Genomic DNA, 16,636 nt, shown 5'->3' with positions numbered 1-16,636 from the left:
AAAAACCCGCTTGACGAGTGTCGTCAAGCGGGTTTTTTATTGTTAAGTTTGCGTAATTGTCGAGGGCTTAAAAAGCTTCCGACTCAACTTAGTTTGTCGAAGTCTGATAGCGTACCGAAAAATTATTCATGGCTACGAGAGCCTCATGGATGTGGTCCGGGTTGGTAAACTCAAATGCATTTACGCCCACTCGCGACAGATAAAATACTTGATCAGGCAGATAATCGCCAACCGCTCTAATTTCCCCTTGATAGCCGTCGCGGCTGCGTAGCAAGCGTGCTTGCGAAAAAAGCCTGCCATCGCCGAATATCGGAAAATTAAGTTCGATCACGCCAATTTTGCTCAGGTCGTCAGCGAGTGGTTCAATTTGATCGCTGGGGTTGAGGCGTACGCCGGTTTGGCCGGAACGTTTGAGCAATTGCTCTTTATCCGCCAGCCAGCGGCCAAATGTGACGGTAATGTCGCCGTCGTCCGGCAACTGACTGTCGTCGGCAATAAAAGTCCAGGTGTTTTCTACCAAGTGTCGATCTTTAATGATTTGCATAAACTCTTTCTTTAAATGGTTCCAAGCCAACGCGTTTGACGGTTGCTAAGAATGCTTCGTCTTCCAGGCGTTGCTTGACGTAAACGTCCAGTATCGTGGTGATGCTGGTGGTAATTTGGTCTTTGGGAACCGAAGGTCCTAAGCGTTCGCCTATCGCTGCTTCGTTTTCCGAAGAGCCGCCCAAGGTGATTTGATACCACTCCTCGCCATGCTTATCGACGCCGAGAATGCCGATATGGCCGACGCTTTGATGGGCGCAGCCATTCATGCAGCCGGACATATTGATTTTGATGTCGCCGATGTCGTGGATGTAGTCCAAATCATCCAATGCTTCGTTGATTTCTTTGGCGACGCCGATTGAGCCGGCATTGGCCAGCGAGCAAAAATCCAGGCCGGGGCAACAAATCATGTCGGTGACAGTGCCGATATTGGGTGTTGCCAGTTTGATGGCGTCGAGTTGTTGCCACACGGTAAATAGGTCTGCTTGCTTGACGTCAGCTAAAACTAAGTTTTGCCGATGGGTGCTTCTGATTTCGCCAAAACTGTATTGGTCGGCCAGATCGGCTACTGCTTCCAGTTGTTTGTCTGTCATGTCGCCGGGCGGCGAGTCAGGGGCTTTCAGTGACACGTAAACGCCACGATAGCCGGCGATTTTGTGTTCGACCGTATTGTATTTGACCCATTTCGCAAAAGCGGCATCGCCGGCTAAATGCGCATCGAAGGAACTACCGTTGTCTGCGGACTGATCGTAAGTCGGCGGTGCAAACTGTAGTTTCATCTCTTCGATGCGTTCATTGCTCAGCAGCATGTCATCCTTAATACGCCGCCACTCTTTTTCGACCATCGCGGTGAATTTCTCCAGGCCGGTTTCCTTGACCAAGATTTTGATGCGCGCTTTATATTTGTTGTCGCGTCTGCCGAACAGGTTGTAGACCCGCAGGATCGCTTCTAAATAAGACAGCAGATGTTGCTTTTCCAGGAAAGGTCTAACGGTTTGACCAATGATGGGCGTTCTGCCCAAGCCCCCGCCAGCTAGGATTCTGAAGCCGATTTCGCCTGCTTCGTTTTTAACCAAATATACGCCGATGTCGTGGAATTGTACGGCAGCCCGGTCGTGTGTGGCGCCGCTGACGGCAATTTTGAATTTGCGCGGTAAGAATGCAAATTCCGGATGCAATGTCGTCCATTGCCGAATGATCTCGCAATACGGGCGCGGATCTTCGATTTCGTCTTTGCAAATACCGGCCAAGTGGTCGGATGATGTGTTTCTCAGGCAGTTGCCGCTGGTTTGAATAGCGTGCATCTGCACCGTCGCCAATTCCGCAAGCAAGTCGGGTACTCGGTTAAGTTCCGGCCAGTTGAATTGCACGTTTTGCCGGGTTGTGAAATGGCAATAGCCCTTGTCATAGTCTCGGGCGACGGAGGCCAACTTGCGTAATTGGTTTGATGATAACAGGCCGTACGGAACTGCCACTCGGAGCATTGGGGCATGAGTCTGTACGTACAAACCGTTCATCAGCCGCAAGGCTCTGAATTGGTCCGGGCCGAGTTCTCCGCTTAAAAAACGTTGGGTTTGTCCGCGAAACTCACTAACGCGTTCTTCTATAAGTGTTTGATCTTGCTGGTTATATTGATACATTTAAAGGCGATGCTTAGTTTACATACTATTTTGCTAGGTATCTGAATAATATACTGGCCGGGATTAAATGACAAAGAATATTGTATGGTGATAACATGCCCGGTTAGTTTTTTCCGCTTTCAATAATGACTAAAACATAGAGGATAAAGGGGGCTATCTTGTTGCGCTTACTGTTAATTTTGGCCGGCTTGCTGTTTTTGCCGGAAATCGCCATGGCTGAAGAGTTCCACAATCTCGGCTTAACCGGAACCGAGAGGGGTATTTACACCGTTCTGATCTTTTTGGTGGCTTATGGTTTCGTGATGGCCGAAGAATTTACGCATTTGCGTAAATCCAAGCCGGTTATTTTTGCGGCAGCCGTGATTTGGGGGCATGTGGCGATATTGGCTCAGGAAGCCGGTGTTTCCGGTGAAGAGCTGCATAAGGCTTTCGAGCATGATTTGAAAGAATATGCCGAATTGATGCTGTTTTTGCTTGTGGCAATGACTTATATCAACTCCATGGCGGAACGTAATGTGTTTGAAGCATTGCGCTCTTGGTTGATCAGAAAGCAGTTTGGCTACAAACAGCTGTTTTGGATCACCGGTATCATTACATTTTTTCTGTCGGCGGTTGCCGACAACCTGACTTCCGCATTGTTGGTTGGTGCAGTGGTGATGGCTGTCGGTGCGGACAACGAGAAATTCGTGTCTATCGGTTTCGTTAACTTGGTCATCGCGGCCAATGCTGGCGGTGCATTTTGCCCGTTCGGCGACATCACTACCTTGATGGTGTGGCAAGCAGGGTACGCGGAGTTCTTTGATTTCTTCAAGCTGTTCATCCCGTCGGTTGTGAACTTCGTGGTGCCCGCGTTCTTTATGTCGCAAGCGATTCCAAGTGGTCAGCCGTTGGCTACCAATGAAGCGGCCGTACAATTGAAATCCGGTGGCTGGGTGGTTTGCGGATTATTCGGCGTTACCATTGGTTTGGCGGTCAGCTTTAAACAGTTTCTGCATTTGCCACCGTTCATGGGGATGATGGCCGGTTTGTCAATTTTGATGTTGTTCAGCTATTACTTAAAAGTTCGCTTCCCGGCTGAGGATGGCTCCCGTGTCGACGTATTTGACCGTGTTAAAGAAGCGGAGTGGGATACCTTGTTGTTCTTCTTCGGTGTGGTCTTCGCGGTAGGGGGCTTGGGTTATATTGGTTATCTGGAGTTGTTGTCCGGCGCTATGTATGACGGTTTGGGTCAAACCACCGCCAACATTCTGGTCGGTATCATCTCAGCGGTGGTCGATAATATTCCGGTGATGTTTGCGGTATTGAACATGAATCTGGACATGGATCTGTATCAGTGGTTGTTGGTTACTTTGACGGCCGGCGTTGGTGGGTCCTTGTTCTCTGTCGGTTCTGCGGCGGGTGTGGCTTTGATGGGGCAGTCGAATCACAAATACACCTTCTTCAGTCACTTGAAATGGACGCCGGTAATCGCTGCAGGCTATGCAGCGAGTATTTTGACGCATTACTTGATCAACGGTTAGTTCGCGGATTTTAATCTTACCGCAATAAAATGGGAAAGCGCGGACAAAGACTGTCAATAGTTGGCGTAGCGCTTTCTCTCTTCATACTCGGCACGGGGTGCTGAGTATGATTTTCTCGGCTTTTCGGCCGGTCTTCCTTCTCTCTTATGTAAACGATCTTGTCGGCTTGGCTGATGAGCAGGTGTCTCTTCCGTCGTCGGCTATTTTAGTTTGGTGGGCGTAACTTACTCGTTTGAAGTATTATTCCTGCATGAGCACACCAACGCATGGCGACCCTTCTTTGGATGATAATCCGTCGCTGGAACCCCAATCTATAACCGCTACCAACCCAGCCGCGCGCCGCAAACGCTCCGCGCTGGAGGTGCTGCGTGAGCTAAAACAACCCAAAGTCGCGGTGATGCTGGTGCTGGGTTTTGCTTCAGGTCTGCCCTTCCTGCTGACGGCCAATACCTTCGGCTACTGGCTGAGGGACGACGGCACGAGCCTAATTGCCATCGGATTCATCTCCTGGGTTGGCTTCGCCTACGCTTTCAAGGTGTACTGGTCGCCGCTGGTGGACCGTATCGATGTGCCGCTGTTGGGCCGTCTGGGACGGCGTCGCGGCTGGATGCTGCTGTGCCAGATTCTGGTCACCGCCGGGCTGCTCGGCATGGCCACTGTCGGGACAGCAGGCGGACTGGCGGCTATTGGTGTCTTCGCGTTGCTGACGGCCTTCGCGTCAGCAACGCAGGATATCGCCATCGACGCTTGGCGCATAGAATCTTCTTCTGACGATTCAGACGTGGGGTTGATGACTTCGGCTGCCCAGGTCGGATACCGTGTCGCCCTCCTCATTACCGACGCCTTGATCATTGCTGCGGCGGCCCGTATCGGGTGGAGCATGTCCTATGTTGCCATGGCGCTGATGATGGCTCTCTGTACTATGGCAACTCTGTTCGCCGCCGAGCCCATCCGCGCCGAGGTGGTGTTGCACCATAAGCCGTCGCTATGGACCTTGGACGGCCTTGTCGATGCGATCATCGGGCCGTTTATCGACTTCTTTGCCAACCACAAGGTGACCGGGCTGCTTATGCTGTTGATGGTGGCGCTCTATCGCCTGCCCGACTTCGTAATGGGGCCAATGTACAACCCGTACTATCACGATCTTGGACTCTCAAAAGACACGGTGGCCTGGGTGCGCGGTTCATTCGGGCTGGTTGCAACCTTTTTCGGTATTGCCGCGGCTGGTCTTAGTGCCGTGCGACTCGGCCTATTGCCAACACTGATTGCGGGGCTCGTACTCGAGGGCTTTGGTACGGCGGCATTCGCCTTGCTCAGCGTCAACGCCGACGCGGCGATTTTCGCCGCAGTCATGACGCTCGACGCTTTTGCTCAGTCCTTTGCCGGCGTCGCCCTGGTAATCTATATGTCCAGCCTAACAAGTTTAGGTTACACCGCCACTCAGTACGCCATGCTGTCGTCAACTTACGCCTTGCTCGGCAAGTTCCTGAAGGGATTCTCCGGGATTGCTGTCGAAATGCTCACGCCCATTTACGGGCTGCTCGGAGCCTATGCCGCCGCGTTTGTTGCCACTGGCTTGACTGCTGTTCCGCCGCTCTTGCTATTGCTGCTGCTCTGGCGCGTGCAGAATATCAAGCGATAGCCTTGTGAACAAAATATTGATAGCAATTGTGCGAAGTGTTTACTAGGCATTGTTGAGGCACGGAAGCGCTAACGTGTTCTATTAAGTTATTCTGGACACCGTTGTCGATACTACCGATGCTGTTTTTGGGGCGGATGCTAAAGCACAGGTGAAGCTGTATGAGGATTGGTTAATCAGGCATTGTCGGCTCTGGTGTTAATTATGTGATTGACGCTGGACGGGGGGCGGTGATGGGCTGAGACGCCGAGTTATTGTTTAGAACTGTTTTTGTGTTGCAGATTACCTGTCGAGATCGTATCATAAGCAGTTCTCTATCAAGTATGTAGCCCGGAACGGGTATGTGAGCGCTATGAAACCAGAAATACACCCAGAATATAAACAAATTACCGTAACTTGCGGGTGCGGCAATACTTTTCAAACCGGTTCTGTGTTGGCCTCAGATCTACACATCGAGGTGTGTTCATCTTGTCATCCGTTTTATACCGGTAAACAGCGCGTCGTTGATACGTCGGGCCGCGTAGATAAATTCCGTAAAAAATTCGGAAAATAACGATTTCCGAGAAGTTTTGCACGGCCGTCGAGCAGTTGGCGGCCAGATTCTTCTAAGTTCACAATTCCCTTAAAATAACGCTTCCTCCGCGAATTTTTCTTCCTCTGCGGACTCTTCCGATTTTGGCGCCGATGTTGCTGTCGGTACTGTCTCCTCGCTGAAATACTCCCAAATACCGCCTTTAGCTTGCTGATCGAGCAATAGTCCGTCCGCCGGATTGATATAGGCTTGGACGATGCCGGTAGGTTGTATCAATGGCTTTTCCGGGAAATATTGCTGAATGGATTTCATGAACTTGATCCACATTGGCAAAGCGGCTTTGCCGCCGGTTTCTCCGCGGCCCAAAGGCAGCGAATTATCGAAGCCCAACCATGCCGAAGCTACAATGTCGGTAGCAAATCCGTTGAACCAAGCGTCTCTTTGCTCGTTGGTGGTGCCGGTTTTTCCAGCTAAGTCGTTGCGGCCTAATTGCTTGGCTTGCGTCGCGGTTCCGCGTTGCACAACGTCGCGAAGCAAACTGTTCGCTAGAAAATTGATTTTTGCTGAAATTGCCCTGGGGGCTCGATTACTGGGCGCTGGCTCTTGTTCCGGGCAATCCGCGCAAGCAGTTGGTGGATCGGCTTGGAATAATAGCCGGCCTTGATGATCTTCTATTCTATCGATCAGATAAGGTTTTACCAGAAAGCCGCCATTGGCAAAAACGGCGTAAGCCGACGCCATTCTCAACGGAGAGGCGTAGCCGCTGCCTAGCGCCAGCGATAGCGTGCCGGGTAGTTGATCCTTGTCAAAGCCAAAACGTATTGCTGTGTCTATTGCTTGGGGGATACCGACTTCCTGCAATAAGCGAATAGAGACAAGGTTAATCGATTCTCGTAGCGCAACTCTCAGCGGCGTTGGTCCCAGAAACCGGCGATTGTAGTTTTCAGGTCGCCAATCGTTTTCCTGCGACGGGTCTTCGATCACGATTGGGGCATCGTTAATGATGCTGGCTGGCGTAAAGCCTTTTTCCAATGCGGCGGTATACACAATGGGTTTAAATCCGGAGCCTGGTTGGCGTTTGGACTGCGTCGCCCGGTTGTATTTGCTGTGATAAAAATCAAACCCGCCGCAAAGGGCTAGAATTGCGCCGTTGTTCGGGTTGAGGGCTACAAATGCCGCTTCCGCCTCGGGAATTTGTGTCAGCGCCCATTCTTGTTCCGGCAGTTGTCGGGTCCAAATTATGTCGTTTGGTTTTAGAAATGCGCTGCTAGTGCCGATGTTCTTATCCGGGTAAGGTCGTGCCCACTCTATGTTTTTCCAGGCGATGTTGATCGGAGTATTGTCATATAGTCTGGCGCTGACGCCGGATGCTGTCACCGCTATTACGAGTGCTTGGCGTGCATCGCCAATGACGCTGTCGGTAAGTCGGGCATTATTTTTTTGAGCGTTTTTATGGGGGAGGCCCCGATAGCCATGACGTTCGTCATATTCGTGTAGCGTTTGCTGCAATGCTTGGTCCGCCGCAATTTGTAGGTGGCTGGGGACTGTAGTGTAAATCTTTAGACCCAGGGTATATGCCGATTCTCCGTACTTCGACATGATTTCCTGTCTAACCATCTCGGCTAAGTAAGGTGCTTGCAGTTCGATATTTATCGGTTGAAGCGCGGCGTCGTCGGTAGCGTTTACTGCTGTTTCGTATTCGCTTTGGTTGATGTATTGTAAATCGAGCATTCTGCGTAACACGTAATTACGTCGTTCCATGGCGCGCTGCGGATTGGTTATCGGATTATAAATTGACGGCGCTTTGGGTAGGCCTGCAATCATCGCTTGTTGAGCTAGGTTTAGCGCCGAAATGTCTTTGCCGTAGTAGGTTTGGGCGGCGGCGGCAACACCGTAAGCGCGTTGGCCCATATAAATTTTGTTTAAATACAGATCCAAAATCTGATTTTTGGAGTATTGCCTTTCGATTTTTAGTGCCAGGAGGATTTCTTTAAGCTTGCGCAAGTAAGTTTTTTCGTTGCTAAGCAGAAAGTTGCGGGCGACCTGCATGGTGATGGTGCTACCGCCTTGTCTCTTCTTGCCGGTTAGTGCTAATTGCGTAACTGCGCGTAACAATCCCTTGAAGTCCACGCCGATGTGCTTGTAAAAGCGATCATCCTCCGCCGCGATGAAAGCTTTGATCTGTTTTTCCGGGACATGCTCGATAGTCAGCGGGATTCTACGTTTCTCGCCAAACTGCTCAATCAGTAGATTGTCTTGGCTATAAATACTCAACGGCATCTGATATTGAACGTTTTGTAACTGCGCGATATCCGGCAGTTCTTTGTCAAGTTCGGTAATGAAAAAATAACTGGCGAGCAGAAAGGTGCTTAAAAAAGCAAGAAAAAGTAAAGCCAGCCACTTAAAAAGTGTCTTAATCAGCGACTTTGGTTTTGGAGTTTTCTTGATGGGCACTGAAATTCAAATGCGCTGCTAAAATACAAATTGCCGGCCAAAATAACCCCTTTCGATATTGGGAACAACCTAAAGTTAAGTGTAAAGTGGTTTATCTAAGAGGATGAAAATAAAAAAACCTACTATACTGCTTTCCCATGTGGGTTCTGCAAGCCTGGTCTGAGCATGCGTGAGCTAAATTCAACTTTATTCGATCTAAAAAGGGTTCTTTCATGAGCTGGTTGAGCAGGAATCCGTCGGCTGTGCTGGGTGTGGATATTAGTACCGCTGCGGTTAAATTGTTGGAATTGAGTCGAATCGGCGCGCGTTACAAGGTAGAAAGTTATTCGGTGGCGCCTCTGCCGCAGGATGCTATAGTCGATAAGAATATCACTAATATCGAACAGATCGGTAGCGTGATAAAAGCGGCCGTGAAGCAATCCGGTACTCGTGCGAAACAGGCGAGTGTTGCCGTTGCCGGGTCGTCGGTGATGACCAAGATTATTTCCATGCCGGCGTCGCTGTCCGATCGGGATATGGAAGAGCAGATCATGGTAGAAGCTGATCAGTACATCCCTTATTCGTTGGACGAAGTTAATCTCGACTTTGAAGTTCAAGGAATCACTAAAAATAATCCGGATATGGTTGACGTGTTATTGGCTGCCTCTCGCCGGGAAAATATTGAGGATAGAGTTGCAGCTTTGGCCTATGCGGGGTTGAAGGCGGTAGTTGTGGATGTGGAAGCCTTTGCCATGGAAAACGCTTTTTCCTTGCTGGCCGATCAATTGCCCGAAGGTGCCGGCAATATGACGGTAGCGATTGCGGATGTCGGCGCAACGATGACGTCGTTGAACATCCTGCATGAAGGCAAAACTGTTTATACCCGTGAACAAGGTTTTGGCGGCAAACAGCTCACAGAGGAGATTCAGCGCCGTTACGGCCTATCCTACGAAGAAGCGGGCTTGGCGAAAAAACACGGCGGATTACCCGATAACTATGTGACCGATGTACTGGAGCCGTTTAAAAAAGCCATGCTGCAGCAAATCGCCAGATCGTTGCAGTTTTTCGTTTCGTCCAGCGCAAATCGCGGTGTGGATGCGTTGGTTCTCGCTGGAGGCTGTGCTTCGATTGCCGGTTTGGACAAATTGGTGGAGCGCGATCTAGGGATACCTTCTTATATCGCCAACCCTTTCATCAATATGGCGCTTTCCAATCGAGTTAAGCCCCAAAGCCTAAGCAACGATACACCTGCCATGATGATAGCGTGCGGTTTAGCGTTAAGGAGTTTCGATTAATGGCAAGAATTAATTTACTCCCTTGGCGTGAAGAGCTGCGTAAAAAAAAGCAGCAAGATTTTGTGGCGGGTATTGGTGCCGGGGTTTTGGTGACGGCGCTGATTTTGGTGGTGGTTTACATGTATATCGAAGGGATTAAAGAATACCAGACTCGCAGAAATACGCTTTTGCAAAACGAAATTGCAATATTGGATAAGCGTATCCAGGAAATCAAAGAGATCGAAGATAAGAAAAACAAGCTGCTGACTAAAATCGAAGTGATTCAAAAATTGCAAGAAAGCCGGCCGGAGGTGGTGCATTTATTTGACGAATTGGCGAAAACTACACCGGAAGGTATTTATCTGACCAAGTTTTCCCAAGCGGGAGCGGTTTTAACCCTGGATGGCAAAGCCGAGTCGAATGCCCGCGTGTCGGCCTATATGCGGGCAATCGATAGCTCTCCTTGGTTGAATACTTCCGTTCTTACGGTGATCAAGGGTGAAGGCAAGAAAGATGGACAGATGAACGACTTTACGATGACGGCCAAGCAAGGCAAGAAGGTTGATAAGAATCAACAGGGAGTCGGCAAATGAATTTGTCTGAAATAAATTGGGACATTAATTCGGCGGGCAGCTGGCCGACGCCGCTCAAGATTATCGTCATTCTGATTTTTTCGGTATTAACGGCGGCTGCAGGAGTTTATTTCATTACTGTGCCGCAGCTGGATGAGTTGGATGTACTTGAAAAACAAGAAGAAAGCCTGAAAAGTGCGTTTGAAGTTAAACAAAAAAAGGCCGTGAATCTGCAGGATTACCGCGATCAATTGGATCAAATTGAGGCATCGTTAGGCGAGATGTTGAAGCAGATGCCGACTAAAGCCGAGGTTGCCAGTCTGTTGGTCGACATTTCCCAAACCGGATTAGCAAGCGGCTTAGAGTTTAAATTGTTTCAACCCGGTGCGGAAATCAATAGAGAGTTCTATTCGGAATTGCCGATCGGTATTCAGGTTGTCGGCAAATATGAGGAATTGGGCTTGTTTGTCAGCGGACTGGCGTCCTTGCCGAGGATTGTAACCGTTCACGACGTAGTCATGTCGCCGCTGGGTAAAGAAGGCAAAGATGGTATGACGATGACTGCAACGATCAAAACCTACAACGAGGGTGAGTCGGCGCAAGTTGGGGGAGCTTCGGCGGCGAGAAAAAGGAGAGGGCAATGAGGTCTGGCGAATTTAAAATTGTTTCCGCGCTGCCCGCTCTCGGATTACTGCTGATCGGAGCAGTGGGTTGCGGCGGAGACGATGTTAGCGATCTGACCAAATATATTGCGGAAGTCAAGGCGCGTCCAAAAGCTGCTATAGAGCCATTGCCGGAAATCAAAGTAGTTGAGTCCTTTATTTTTAAACCCGAAGGTTTGCGAGACCCTTTTCGGTCGATAGAACGAAAAGATGACGATAGCAATATTGATGTTTCCGGCATTAACGGTATTAAGCCCGATGTTGAACGCCGTAAGGAAGAGCTGGAGGCTTATCCGCTCGACAGTCTGCGTATGGTCGGCACTCTACGCAATGACAAGGGATTCTGGGGATTGGTGAGGGCTAGGGATGGCACTATTCATCGCGTACAGGTCGGTCATCACATGGGGCAAAATTACGGCAAGATTCTGCGTATTCTTGACGACAAAATAGAGCTAATGGAAATCGTACCTGATAAGCCGGGCACTTGGCGCGAACAACAGTCTTCACTGGCATTGGCCGATGAAAAAGGGTTATAGAAATGAGTACTAAACAAAATAAAAATGGATGGAAAGCGGCCGGTTTCGGTTTCTGGTGTTCGGTGTTGCTGGGATTTTTTGCGCAAATTGCCGTTGTAAGTGCCGACGACGGAGCAATAACCAATCTGGAGTTTTCCACCTTAGCCGGCAACCAAGTGCAAGTTCTGCTGGAAATGGACAGTCCGGTGGCGACGCCAAAAATATTTCAAACCGATAATCCTTCCAGGATCGCGTTGGACTTTGTAGGTGTGAAAAGTAATTTGGCGAAAAAAAGCTTCCCTATTAATCAAGGCGCTGCCGGCACGGTGTATGTGGTGGAGGCGTCCGGACGTACTCGGGTCATTATTAATTTGATCGAAAAGGTACCCTACGAAACTAAGATTGATGGCAACAAGTTTTATGTGGTGTTGAAATCCACCGGCACCGTCGCCGCAGTAAATCATGCGGTGCAGCAAGCCCCCGCCGCTAAGGATTCTGTTATCAGTAAGTTTTTACCCGAACAAAACATCAAGAGCATCGATTTTAGACGTGGGCCGAATGGGGAGGGTCGATTATTGCTGGGATTGTCGGCGGCCAATACCGTGGTGGATGCCAAGCAAAATGCCGGCAAAGTGGTGCTGAGTTTCCTGAATACCAAGTTGCCTGAGTCCTTGGTCAAAAGTTTCGATGTCTCAGATTTTGCAACGCCGGTGCAAAAAATAGAGGCGTCTCCTAGAGGCGATAGCGTCAACATTGTGATTACGCCTAACAACGGCAATTACGATTACTCTTCCTATCAGTCAGATAATTTATTGACTGTCGAGTTTAGGCCTTTGACGCCGGCGGAAAAGGAAGCGCAACAAAAAGAAAAATTTCCTTATGTCGGCAACAAGCTGTCATTAAATTTCCAAGATATCGAAGTGCGCTCGGTACTGCAGATTCTGGCGGATTTTACCGAACTCAATATTATCGCTGCCGATACGGTAGGGGGAAATGTTACGCTCAGATTGAACGACGTGCCCTGGGACCAGGCTTTGGAATTGATTTTAAAATCCAAAGGACTGGCAAAAAGACAAAATGGCAACGTGGTGATGGTGGCGCCGGTTGCCGAGATTATGAAAATAGAGCAGGAAGAGCTGGATTCGAAAAAAATATTTGAAGAACTCGAACCCTTAAAAACCGAAAATATCCAGATTAATTATGCGAGAGCCAGTGAAATTTGCGGCGTATTGATAGGGATCGGTAATAACTCGCAAGGGGGGCAGTCCGGTGCCGGAGGCTCTGGGGGGGGCGGCGGTGGATGTGGCGGCGGTAGTAGTGGTGGTGGTCAGCAGGCGGGTGTCGGTGGTGCGTCCGGCCAAACAGGAGCAGGCGGTAGTATGAGATTGCTTTCGCCGCGCGGTACTGCGATCCAGGATGCTCGGACAAACACCTTAATTATTAAAGATACGGCAAAAGCAATGGAAGATATCCGTAAAATGATCAAATTGCTGGACGTGCCGGTTAGGCAGGTATTAATCGAGTCAAGGATAGTGATCGCCGATACCTCGTTTGCGCAGAATTTGGGAACTAAATTTGGGGTCGCGCACAAGGCCGATGTGAATAGCGGTACGCAATATGGAATGACCGGTAGTGGAGTGGACACTAGTGAAAATTCGCAAATTTTACAAGATTTGGGTTCCGCGCTGGCGGCTTCTAGCGGTGGCGCTTTGGCGTTGACTTTAGCCAGAGGTGCGGACTATCTGTTAAACCTTGAAATTAACGCTTTGCAGGATGATGGTAAGGGCGAGTTGGTATCCAACCCGCGCGTGATGACCAGTGATAGGGTGCAAGCATCAATTAAGCAAGGTGTGCAGATTCCATACCAAACGCAGAGTCAGTCAACCGGGCCGGTCACTCAATTGGTGGATGCGGTGTTGGAGTTGAATGTCACGCCGCAAATTACGCCCAGCGGCAGCGTGATTATGCAACTGGATATCAAAAAGGACTCTCCGGGAACGCCGTTGGCGACTGGCGGCAATGCCACTGTGCCTATCGATACCAGGCAATTGAAAACCAAAGTTCAGGTCGAAGATGGTGAGACAGTGGTTTTGGGTGGGATTTATGAGTCAACTGTTCAGGACTCTTATAATACCGTCCCTTGGGTATCCGATTTGCCGGTGATAGGCTGGATGTTTAAGAAAAGTATCAAGACAGATAATAAAAAGGAGTTGTTGGTATTTATAACCCCTAAAGTGGTAAAAGAATCCCTAACGGCCAAGTGATTTTCGGATTCTTCGATTAAAAAAGGGGCTTTACGCCCCTTTTTTGTGGGTATGAGATTTGTTCCGTCAGAGTCTGCTGCTCGTTCTTTTACGCGCTGGCTATGCTATATTCCTCGCTCGTTACCCTGAGTTTTTTTGAATATGTCTACAAACAAGCTTTTGATTCTAGTGTTCTGGGCATTGCTGTTGCAGGCCTGCGGTCAAACCGGGCCTTTATATATGCCGGATAGTCCGCCGCCAATCTACGTACCTAAACAAGACCAATAATCCATGGATTTTTTTAATTACCGGCAACAAGTATTGTTTGCCGAAGGCATTTCTGTCGATGAAATTGCCGTTAACTACGGCACGCCGTGTTATGTTTATTCGCGAGCTACGCTTGAGAGGCATTGGCAAGCTTTCGATCAATCTTTCGGAGGGCGCCGGCATCTGATTTGCTATGCAGTAAAGGCAAACTCCAATATCGCGATTTTGAACGTTTTGGCTCGCTTGGGATCCGGATTTGACATCGTGTCGCAGGGAGAAATGCGTCGAGTGTTGGCGGCTGGCGGTGATCCGAACAAAATCGTATTTTCCGGTGTTGGTAAGCGCGAAGAAGAAATTTTGGCGGCATTGCAAGTTGGGATACGCTGTTTTAACGTCGAAGTCAGTGGCGAGCTTGATCGAATCAATCGTTTGGCCGGCCAATTGGGCGTGGTGGCCCCGGTGTCATTTCGCGTCAATCCCGATGTCGACGCTAAAACCCATCCCTATATTTCTACCGGTCTGAAAGAGAACAAATTCGGGGTCGATATTGAGCTGGCAATCCAAGAATACCGGCGTGCCGCAAGCATGCCCAATATTAAAGTCGTTGGTATCGATTGCCACATTGGCTCGCAATTAACGGAAACGACTCCATTTTTGGATGCTTTGGATCGAGTTTTAGCGTTGGTCGATTTGTTGCGGGCCGAGGGCATCGAACTCCACCACCTCGATTTAGGCGGTGGGTTGGGGATTTGCTATCGGGATGAGCAGCCGCCGCAGCCCTCCGAATATATCCAGAGGATATTGGAGCGTCTTGGCGATCGTGACTATGAAATTCTATTGGAGCCGGGTAGGGCAATTGTCGGGAATGCGGGAATATTGCTCACCAGGGTGGAATACCTTAAGCCCACCGCCCATAAAAACTTTGCTATTGTCGATGCGGCGATGAACGATTTAGTGAGGCCGGCGTTATACGGTGCGTGGCAGGACATTATCCCTGCGAAGCTTGGAGACCAGGAGCCGGCGATTGAGTGGGATATTGTCGGGCCCGTCTGTGAAACCGGCGATTTTCTGGGTAAAAATAGGTCGCTAAACCTAGCGCAAGGCGATCTTTTAGCGGTGCGGTCGGCGGGGGCTTATGGGTTTACCATGAGTTCCAATTATAACTCTAGGCCCAGAGCTGCCGAGGTTATGGTTGATGGCGACAAAATCCACCTAATTAGAGCCAGGGAAAACCTGGAGCAATTATGGGTTGGCGAACAGCTTTTGCCCTGAGGTTTTTATGAAGATTAATTTCACCAAAATGCACGGTCTTGGTAATGACTTTGTGGTGATCGATGGCATCAATCAGCAAATTCATTTAACGGCCGAGCAGATTCGATTTCTATCCGATCGTCATTTTGGTGTGGGGTGCGATCAGTTGTTGTTGGTGGAAAAGCCGATTAGCGATAATGCGGAATTTAAATACCGGATCTTCAATGCCGATGGTGGCGAAGTCGCGCAGTGCGGCAATGGTGCGCGTTGCTTTGCCCGTTTCGTGCGCGAGAAGGGGCTAAGCAGTAGCGATGAAATTGTAGTAGATACCGACGCGGGGCAGTTGGTGCTGCAGTTTGATAGAGACGGTTCGATTACCGTCAATATGGGGGTGCCTAAACATCAGCCCGCCCAAATACCGTTGAATGTGGATGAGCAAGCTAGTCGGTACAAAGCGAAATTAATGGAAACAGAAATTGAGTTTTCAGCCGTTTCTATGGGCAATCCGCATGCGGTAATCCGGGTCGATGATGTTGCCTCTGCTCCAGTCGCGTCTGTTGGGGCGCAGTTGGAGCGGCACGGGCTATTTCCCGAGAGGGCGAATATCGGTTTCATGCAAGTCGTTAATCGGCAGCAAGTCAAATTGCGTGTTTACGAACGCGGAGCCGCGGAGACTTTGGCGTGCGGTAGCGGTGCGTGCGCGGCTGTTGTAGCCGGAATCGAACTCGGTTTGTTGGAGCACGATGTCCAGGTTAGCCTACCTGGTGGTGAATTAAAGATTAATTGGTTGGGGCGTGGGCATCCCGTACTGATGACGGGGCCGGCTACCTCGGTATACGAAGGACAAATACAGTTATGAGCGATGAGCAGCAGGCGGCATTAACCGAAGCACAAGTTAAGGTTTATTTGCGTGAGCATCCTGAGTTTTTCCAAAATCATCTCGACTTATTGGAAACCATGCATATTCCACACCCCAGTGGTAACGCTATTTCGTTAATTTCGAAGCAATTGGAACTTTTCAGGGTTAAGCATCAGGAGCAGGAGAACCAATTGACTGCATTGATCGATATTGCCAGGGAAAATGATGCATCATTCAATCGAATGCATGAGCTGACATTGGCTATGTTGGAAGCAAACTCCTTGGAGGATGCGGTCGCAAATTTGAGCGAAGTTTTGGCCGAATGCTTTTTAACCGATTTTGTCGCCATTAAGATCGTAAAGGAACGGCCGTTGTCGCCAATCAGTAATCTATTTGTTGGTGCGGATGACGCTAATTTAAAGCACTTTTCAAATGAATTGGCGACTAATCAACCGAAATGCGGTCGGCCTACTTTGGCTCAAGCGCGATTTTTATTTGGGGATGTAGCGGCCGAGGTTCGGTCATGCGCGATCATCCCTATGGTGTTTACACAACTTGATGGACTATTGGCTATTGGCAGCCGAGATGACTCGAGATTTCATTACAGTATGGGAAGCATATTTCTCACCCAGATGAGCGAGATAGTCGGGACGCGTTTGATTTCACTATTGCAGCAGATGGATTGA

General features: G+C 49.5%; 15 protein-coding genes. 12 read left to right on the top strand and 3 right to left on the bottom strand.

The window, feature by feature from the left end; translation table 11 throughout:
- Nucleotides 1-88 precede the first annotated feature (88 nt).
- Together ACH50O_RS16625 and ACH50O_RS16620 are read right to left on the bottom strand one after the other, a co-directional pair.
- Nucleotides 89-544 carry a DUF934 domain-containing protein gene (locus ACH50O_RS16625; RefSeq protein ID WP_446808866.1) on the bottom strand — a complete coding sequence of 152 codons (456 nt, stop codon included), beginning with the start codon at nucleotides 542-544 and terminating at the stop codon, nucleotides 89-91.
- Nucleotides 531-2,183 carry a nitrite/sulfite reductase gene (locus ACH50O_RS16620; protein WP_446808865.1) on the bottom strand — a complete coding sequence of 551 codons (1,653 nt, stop codon included), beginning with the start codon at nucleotides 2,181-2,183 and terminating at the stop codon, nucleotides 531-533. The genes ACH50O_RS16625 and ACH50O_RS16620 overlap by 14 nt, the downstream gene beginning before the upstream one ends.
- A 212-nt stretch (nucleotides 2,184-2,395) precedes the next feature.
- Here ACH50O_RS16620 and nhaD point away from each other — a divergent pair, with 212 nt between their 5' ends.
- The 3 genes from nhaD to rpmE all read left to right on the top strand — a co-directional run bounded on the left by nhaD (nucleotide 2,396) and on the right by rpmE (nucleotide 5,895).
- Nucleotides 2,396-3,703 carry a sodium:proton antiporter NhaD gene (gene nhaD, locus ACH50O_RS16615; RefSeq protein ID WP_446812165.1) on the top strand — a complete coding sequence of 436 codons (1,308 nt, stop codon included), beginning with the start codon at nucleotides 2,396-2,398 and terminating at the stop codon, nucleotides 3,701-3,703.
- A gap of 250 nt (nucleotides 3,704-3,953) precedes the next feature.
- On the top strand, nucleotides 3,954-5,345 hold the full coding sequence (locus tag ACH50O_RS16610) for an AmpG family muropeptide MFS transporter (RefSeq protein ID WP_446808864.1): 1,392 nt from the start codon (nucleotides 3,954-3,956) through the stop codon (nucleotides 5,343-5,345).
- 349 nt (nucleotides 5,346-5,694) lie between these two features.
- The gene (gene rpmE / locus ACH50O_RS16605; protein WP_081607938.1) at nucleotides 5,695-5,895 is read left to right on the top strand and encodes a 50S ribosomal protein L31; all 201 of its coding nucleotides are present in this window, start codon (nucleotides 5,695-5,697) and stop codon (nucleotides 5,893-5,895) included.
- A gap of 69 nt (nucleotides 5,896-5,964) precedes the next feature.
- Here rpmE and ACH50O_RS16600 read toward each other — a convergent pair whose 3' ends face one another.
- Entirely contained in the window at nucleotides 5,965-8,328 is a 2,364-nt protein-coding gene (locus tag ACH50O_RS16600) for a penicillin-binding protein 1A (protein WP_446808863.1), read from the bottom strand.
- 212 nt (nucleotides 8,329-8,540) lie between these two features.
- Between ACH50O_RS16600 and ACH50O_RS16595 the strand changes: the two genes are divergently transcribed.
- The 9 genes from ACH50O_RS16595 to ACH50O_RS16555 all read left to right on the top strand — a co-directional run bounded on the left by ACH50O_RS16595 (nucleotide 8,541) and on the right by ACH50O_RS16555 (nucleotide 16,636).
- Nucleotides 8,541-9,602, top strand: coding sequence for a pilus assembly protein PilM (locus ACH50O_RS16595; protein WP_446808862.1), 1,062 nt, complete (start codon nucleotides 8,541-8,543; stop codon nucleotides 9,600-9,602).
- Nucleotides 9,602-10,174 carry a PilN domain-containing protein gene (locus ACH50O_RS16590; RefSeq protein WP_446808861.1) on the top strand — a complete coding sequence of 191 codons (573 nt, stop codon included), beginning with the start codon at nucleotides 9,602-9,604 and terminating at the stop codon, nucleotides 10,172-10,174. Before ACH50O_RS16595 ends, ACH50O_RS16590 begins: the two co-directional genes overlap by 1 nt.
- Nucleotides 10,171-10,797 (top strand): type 4a pilus biogenesis protein PilO, encoded by a 627-nt coding sequence (locus ACH50O_RS16585; RefSeq protein WP_446808860.1) that lies wholly within the window; start codon nucleotides 10,171-10,173, stop codon nucleotides 10,795-10,797. Before ACH50O_RS16590 ends, ACH50O_RS16585 begins: the two co-directional genes overlap by 4 nt.
- Complete coding sequence (locus ACH50O_RS16580; RefSeq protein WP_446808859.1) at nucleotides 10,794-11,351, top strand: pilus assembly protein PilP; 558 nt, start codon at nucleotides 10,794-10,796, stop codon at nucleotides 11,349-11,351. Before ACH50O_RS16585 ends, ACH50O_RS16580 begins: the two co-directional genes overlap by 4 nt.
- A 2-nt stretch (nucleotides 11,352-11,353) precedes the next feature.
- On the top strand, nucleotides 11,354-13,594 hold the full coding sequence (gene pilQ, locus ACH50O_RS16575) for a type IV pilus secretin PilQ (protein ID WP_446808858.1): 2,241 nt from the start codon (nucleotides 11,354-11,356) through the stop codon (nucleotides 13,592-13,594).
- Nucleotides 13,595-13,735: 141 nt separating this feature from the next.
- Complete coding sequence (gene lptM / locus ACH50O_RS16570; RefSeq protein ID WP_446812164.1) at nucleotides 13,736-13,861, top strand: LPS translocon maturation chaperone LptM; 126 nt, start codon at nucleotides 13,736-13,738, stop codon at nucleotides 13,859-13,861.
- Between the two features lie 3 nt (nucleotides 13,862-13,864).
- The gene (lysA, locus tag ACH50O_RS16565; protein ID WP_446808857.1) at nucleotides 13,865-15,112 is read left to right on the top strand and encodes a diaminopimelate decarboxylase; all 1,248 of its coding nucleotides are present in this window, start codon (nucleotides 13,865-13,867) and stop codon (nucleotides 15,110-15,112) included.
- A 7-nt stretch (nucleotides 15,113-15,119) separates the two neighbouring features.
- Entirely contained in the window at nucleotides 15,120-15,950 is an 831-nt protein-coding gene (gene dapF / locus ACH50O_RS16560; protein ID WP_446808856.1) for a diaminopimelate epimerase, read from the top strand.
- Nucleotides 15,947-16,636 (top strand): DUF484 family protein, encoded by a 690-nt coding sequence (locus tag ACH50O_RS16555; protein ID WP_446808855.1) that lies wholly within the window; start codon nucleotides 15,947-15,949, stop codon nucleotides 16,634-16,636. The genes dapF and ACH50O_RS16555 overlap by 4 nt, the downstream gene beginning before the upstream one ends.

It is taken from the genome of Methylomonas sp. 2BW1-5-20, from assembly GCF_052474515.1.
The sequence above is the reverse complement of the archived record's forward strand: the minus strand, read 5'-3'. Positions and strand labels throughout refer to the sequence as shown.